General features: G+C 60.7%; 6 protein-coding genes. 3 read left to right on the top strand and 3 right to left on the bottom strand.

Features of this window, described 5'->3' with window-relative positions; genetic code table 11:
* The 3 genes from NBH09_RS09840 to NBH09_RS09850 all read left to right on the top strand — a co-directional run.
* Nucleotides 1–1,405, top strand: a 1,405-nt coding sequence (locus NBH09_RS09840) for a helix-turn-helix domain-containing protein (RefSeq protein WP_250787848.1), incomplete at its 5' end; no start/stop codon positions are given.
* A 1-nt stretch (nt 1,406) separates the two neighbouring features.
* Complete coding sequence (locus NBH09_RS09845) at nt 1,407–1,733, top strand: hypothetical protein (RefSeq protein ID WP_250787849.1); 327 nt, start codon at nt 1,407–1,409, stop codon at nt 1,731–1,733.
* Nucleotides 1,734–1,825: 92 nt separating this feature from the next.
* Complete coding sequence (locus NBH09_RS09850; RefSeq protein ID WP_250787850.1) at nt 1,826–2,203, top strand: hypothetical protein; 378 nt, start codon at nt 1,826–1,828, stop codon at nt 2,201–2,203.
* Between the two features lie 24 nt (nt 2,204–2,227).
* On the opposite strand, the gene NBH09_RS09855 is transcribed toward NBH09_RS09850, so the two are convergent.
* The 3 genes from NBH09_RS09855 to mobV are packed head-to-tail and all read right to left on the bottom strand — an operon-like array spanning nt 2,228 to nt 3,874.
* Entirely contained in the window at nt 2,228–2,509 is a 282-nt protein-coding gene (locus NBH09_RS09855) for a hypothetical protein (RefSeq protein ID WP_117807073.1), read from the bottom strand.
* A 2-nt stretch (nt 2,510–2,511) separates the two neighbouring features.
* A complete protein-coding gene (locus tag NBH09_RS09860; RefSeq protein ID WP_117843712.1) occupies nt 2,512–2,766 on the bottom strand; it encodes a hypothetical protein in 255 nt (84 codons plus the stop codon).
* 49 nt (nt 2,767–2,815) lie between these two features.
* Nucleotides 2,816–3,874 carry a MobV family relaxase gene (mobV, locus tag NBH09_RS09865; RefSeq protein ID WP_250787851.1) on the bottom strand — a complete coding sequence of 353 codons (1,059 nt, stop codon included), beginning with the start codon at nt 3,872–3,874 and terminating at the stop codon, nt 2,816–2,818.
* Nucleotides 3,875–4,698: the final 824 nt, after the last annotated feature.

A 4,698-nucleotide genomic window follows, 5' to 3' on the forward strand; every position in this document is an offset into this window, starting at 1 on the left:
CTCGGACATCTTCCAGCTCGGCGATGGCTTCATCCAGACGGAGGGCGAGCCGGGCGGGCTGCACAAGGCCAACCCGATAATCCTCGGCTCGTTCGGCGGGCATTACGACAGCGACGGGAAGCTCGTCGGAGACAGGAGACGCCGCCGAATCCTGTTCGAGGACACGTTCGAGGAGACCCTTGCCGAGTTCCGCGATGCGAACTGGGCGATAACGAACGGTCTCACCTACTGGGGCAGGGCGAACACCGCCGACGCGCAGAGCAAGATGTGCGCCATGATTTTCGACCTCGACGGGCAGGATGACGGCACGCTCACGGCCTTCCTGTACAACTGCCGAAGCGACTACCCCGTTTATCCCGAGCCGAACTACATCATCCTGAGCGGCCACAACGTCCACCTGTACTACGTCCTCGAGGAACCCGCCGACCTATACCCGAACACCAAGAGCCTGCTGAAGGACATGAAGTACCACCTGACCGACAGGATGTGGAACAAGCATACGTCGAGGGAATGGGAGCACCCGCAGCATCAGGGCATCAACCAAGGGTTCCGCGTCATCGGCGGCAAGACGAAGGACGGCGGCACGGTCAGGGCGTTCGCGGTCAACACGCACCCCTTCTCGCTCGAAGAGCTGAACGACTTCCTTCCCCCGGAACAGCAGGTAGACCTGTCGAAGAAGTGGAGGGAGACGAGGTACACGCTCGAACAGGCCAAGGAGAGATTCCCCGAGTGGTACGAGAAGGTCATCGTCGGTGGCGGACGCGCCGACGGCTCGTGGGATGCCAAGGAAGACCTCTACAACTGGTGGCTGCGCAAGATACGCGCGGGTGCGACGTTCAGCCATAGGTACTTCTGCCTGATGGCTCTGGCGATATACGCCGTGAAGTGCGGCATCACCGACCGCGAACGCGTCAAGGCGGACATGGATTCGCTGGTGCCGTTCCTGGATTCGGTAGACACCGAGCACCCGTTCGGCAACGACCATGAGGTCGAGAACGCTCTCGAATGCCTCGACCTGCGGTACAAGAAGTTCCCCATCAAGGACTTGGAGAGGATATCGGGAATAGCGATCCCGAAAAACAAGCGGAACTACAGGAAGCAGGCGCTGCACCTCAGAATGGCGCGTTCGAACCTTGAGATTCTGAGCGAGGATGCCGGTCATGCGTTGCAAGGTCGGCCGAAGGGAAGCGGTGAAAAGTGTGAGTTGATTCGCTCCTATGCCCGGGAGCACCCGGATGCCAACCACTCGGACATAGCAAAGGCGCTGGGCGTGTCCAGAACCACCGTCATCAAGTGGCTGAGGGACTGGAAGCGCGACACCGACGGCCTGCCGGACGGCGCATGGTACGAGGGCGGTCATATCCACGTCGATATGACGGAGCCGGAAATCAAGGCGGGTGAGTGATATGACAACGAAACCTTGGCGCTTCACCATCGAGTTCGATGAGGAGAAGGCAAAAAGGAATGGCTACAACGTAGATGACCTCTACGATTGCGTGGGAGCATACGCGGAGCAAATGGGTAACGTCCGCATCGGTCTCGGCACTTGGCAGGCAAAGAACCGCGAGGTGCAGTTCGGAGCGCAGTGCCCTGTTTGCGCCGCCCTTTCTAAACAGCCTTGGGTCATGCGGAACATTAAGTCATGGCGCACCTATGAGGACATGAATGAACCGGAGGGCGAAGACTACCTACAGATAATCCGGGATATCAGTCCGGAACGCGTTTTCGATTAGGGACTGGGAAGGGAAACACCGATGTGGTTGAATACGTGCCATACACTTTGCCATACACTTTGCCATACACTTGCCAGACAGGAGCCAGTACCTTGGCCAAGGTAAAGAAGACCTTCCGAATCGAGGAAGACGCATACGATGAACTGGTGGAACTCTCCGCCGGGTGGGGCGTGGCGCAGGGAGCCGCCGTCGAGCGTGCCATACGCCTTGCCAGACAGATGCCAGACACTTGCCAGACAGATGCCAGCACCCCAGACGGCGGCGATTCGGCGGCTGTCGCGGCGCTAATCGGGCAGCTCGCCAAGAAGGACGAGCAGATAGCCAAGCTCATGGAGACCGTGGCCGACAGCACCAAGGCCGTGCAGGGCGCTCAGGCGCTCCACCACGAGACCGCCCAGACGCTCGCGCTGGAATCGACCGAGCAGAAGCTGAGCCGCTGGCAAAGGCTCAGGAGGGCTTGGAGGGGCTAGCCATGAAGCTCTGACCCTGCTGCTTTACGCTATGGCCATGAGACCATCGGCGAGGATTCCGCGGGCATACGCACCCGTCGACTTGCCCTCGGCCTTCGCTTCCTTCTCAAGAGCCCGCTTCATCGCAACTGGAACCTTGAGGGATAGCGTCACCGTCTCGGGTGCGGCCTTCGGGAGCTTGCCCTCGACAACCTCGCCAACGTTGACCCATCCGCTAGGCCACTCATCGCGCTCAAGGGCGCTTTCCCAATCGGCAATCATCTCATCGGTAACGACCTTGCCGTTCTCGGCAACGATTCCGTTCATGTCTACCTCCATCCCAGCTCACGCTTGAACTTCTTCGTCGGCGGCACCATCGCGTGGAACACGCACCAAACGCCGTCGATATCCATGAATCCAATCAGCTCGGCAAACCTCCCGTCGGGAAGCGAGCCGACCGAAATCCAGAGCGGCGGGTCATCCGTGCCGTTTCGCTGACGGCACCTAATCGGGTTCTCCCACGCATACGCAACTTCCTCGCTGGTAAGCCCGTGCTTGAGGGCGTTCCCATGCACTCTGACCACTGCCGTTCTCCTTTCTTTCCTAATAAGTATACCAGATGGGTATACCTGATTAAAGCACTTGATTATCGATCGGTCGCGCTGGGGCTTCGTGCCCGTCAAGCTTCCTGCTGGCACCCCTCATATCCCCGGCTTCATCGAGCAGAGACCACTCGCCCATCTCCCTCGACAGCTCGCCCATCTCCCCGACCTTCTCCCTGGCACCGTTGACGAGCACCTTCTCCGCTTGTCTGCCGTCACGTGCCGTCATGAAGTCGCGACCTGCCGCGAGCGCAGCCTTGCAGATAGGGTTCTCGGCGAACTCGGCGAGCTTGGCCTTGAAGCTCCCGAGGAAGCCGCGCACCGACAGGCACTCGGCTATCTGCGCCAGCTCGGCCTTGATGCGCTCGAACCTCGCGGCGAAGCCCTCGACCTGCGACCTGCACTCGGCGAGCTGCACCCGGGTGGATGCAAGCTCCTCCCGTGCCGCTTCGAGCTGCTCGGTCTTCTCGTCCAGCTCGGCCTGAACTCGGCGGCTCTCGGCCTTGTATTCGGCCACGGACTTGTGCCGCCTTGCCGGTTGACCCTCCAAGCGCTTCTCACCCCTAGAAAGGCCGTGCAGCGCCCCTACGCGCCCGTAGAACCTGTCCTGCATCGCACCGAGCGCCGCCTTGTCAGGGAAGAACCCCTTCCACGAGAGCTTCCCGTCTTTCAGCGGCACGAACCCGAAGTGCGCGTGCGGGGTCTCCTCGTCCATGTGCACCGTGAAGTGCACCAGATTCGACTCCCCGAACTCCTCGCGGCAGAACCCGAGCGCGTCCTCGAAGAAGTCCCTCACCTCCTCGGCACTCGCGTCCTCGAAGAACTCCGGGCTTGCCGTCACGATGCCCTCGACGAGTCTCACGGCATCCTTGCGCACCTTGCGGGTGCCCTTGTAGCCCGCGTCAATCCTCGCCTGCACCTCGCCCTCGTAGTCGGCGTGTGGGCACATCTCTCGGTTCATCCGGGTTCGGGATTGGTCTATGTCCGGGTTCGTGTGCTTTCCCGGCTCGCGGTCGTTGTGGTACTGCATGGCGCCTATCTCGGCACCCTTGCACTTCTGGACTCGAAGGATTGCGTACTGCTTACCCATCGGCGGCGGCACCTCCCGGCTTTTGGAACAAAAGGGTAACGCACTCCCCTTTTACCTACGGAAAAGGGGGCGCGCCGACAGTGTAGCACTGTCGGTTCTCCGCGACTTAGGGTCGCTCCGCGCCTACGGCTTGGCGGCACGCGGCGGCGCGTGCATGAGGGGGCAAGCCCCCTCAAACTCCCCCAAGGGTCGGGGGTCGGGGGTCGGCACCCCCCTGCGCGGGGGTCGCAGAAAGCCCCTCGCAGGAGCCATCCCCAAGTCTCACTTACCCGAGACATAGGCAAGGAAAGGGTCGATGGGAGCTTGCGCTCACATCGACCCTCTTCCCAGTCTGGTCTTCGGTTTTGACCGTCGCGTCAATTCCGCAGCCGGTGAACGAGTCGGCTTAGATCTGCTAACGCAGACCACGCCGCCCCGTAGTCACCGCCCGCTGCATTGACCCGCCTACTCACCGCCTAGGGATGGGCGCTTTTCTTCTGGCTCTAGGTGTACAATAAATCTATTGATAAGATAACGTGCCCATGAGGGCTTTCGGGATGGGTTCCAGAGGGAGCCTTTTTCTCTGGCTCTAGGTGTACAATAAATCTATTGATAAGATAACGTGCCTATGAGGGCTTCCGGGATGGGTTGGTGAGCGGGTTGTCTCTTGAGTCTGTTCTTCTCGAATACGGGGCTTCCGAGGTGTCGGCCATGGAAGTCTACTCGGACATCTTCCAGCTCGGCGATGGCTTCATCCAGACGGAGGGCGAGCCGGGCGGGCTGCACAAGGCCAACCCGATAATCCTCGGCTCGTTCGGCGGGCATTACGACAGCGACGGGAAGCT

The sequence above is a fragment of the Collinsella sp. BG-O-102 genome, from assembly GCF_023656745.1.
In the GTDB taxonomy this organism is placed as follows: domain Bacteria; phylum Actinomycetota; class Coriobacteriia; order Coriobacteriales; family Coriobacteriaceae; genus Collinsella.

What these genes read in the sequence shown, in the direction of transcription:
- NBH09_RS09845 (WP_250787849.1), top strand. Translation starts at nt 1,407, where the DNA reads ATGACAACGAAACCTTGGCGCTTCACCATCGAGTTCGATGAGGAGAAG.
- NBH09_RS09855 (WP_117807073.1), bottom strand. Translation starts at nt 2,509, where the DNA reads ATGAACGGAATCGTTGCCGAGAACGGCAAGGTCGTTACCGATGAGATG.
- mobV (WP_250787851.1), bottom strand. Translation starts at nt 3,874, where the DNA reads ATGGGTAAGCAGTACGCAATCCTTCGAGTCCAGAAGTGCAAGGGTGCC.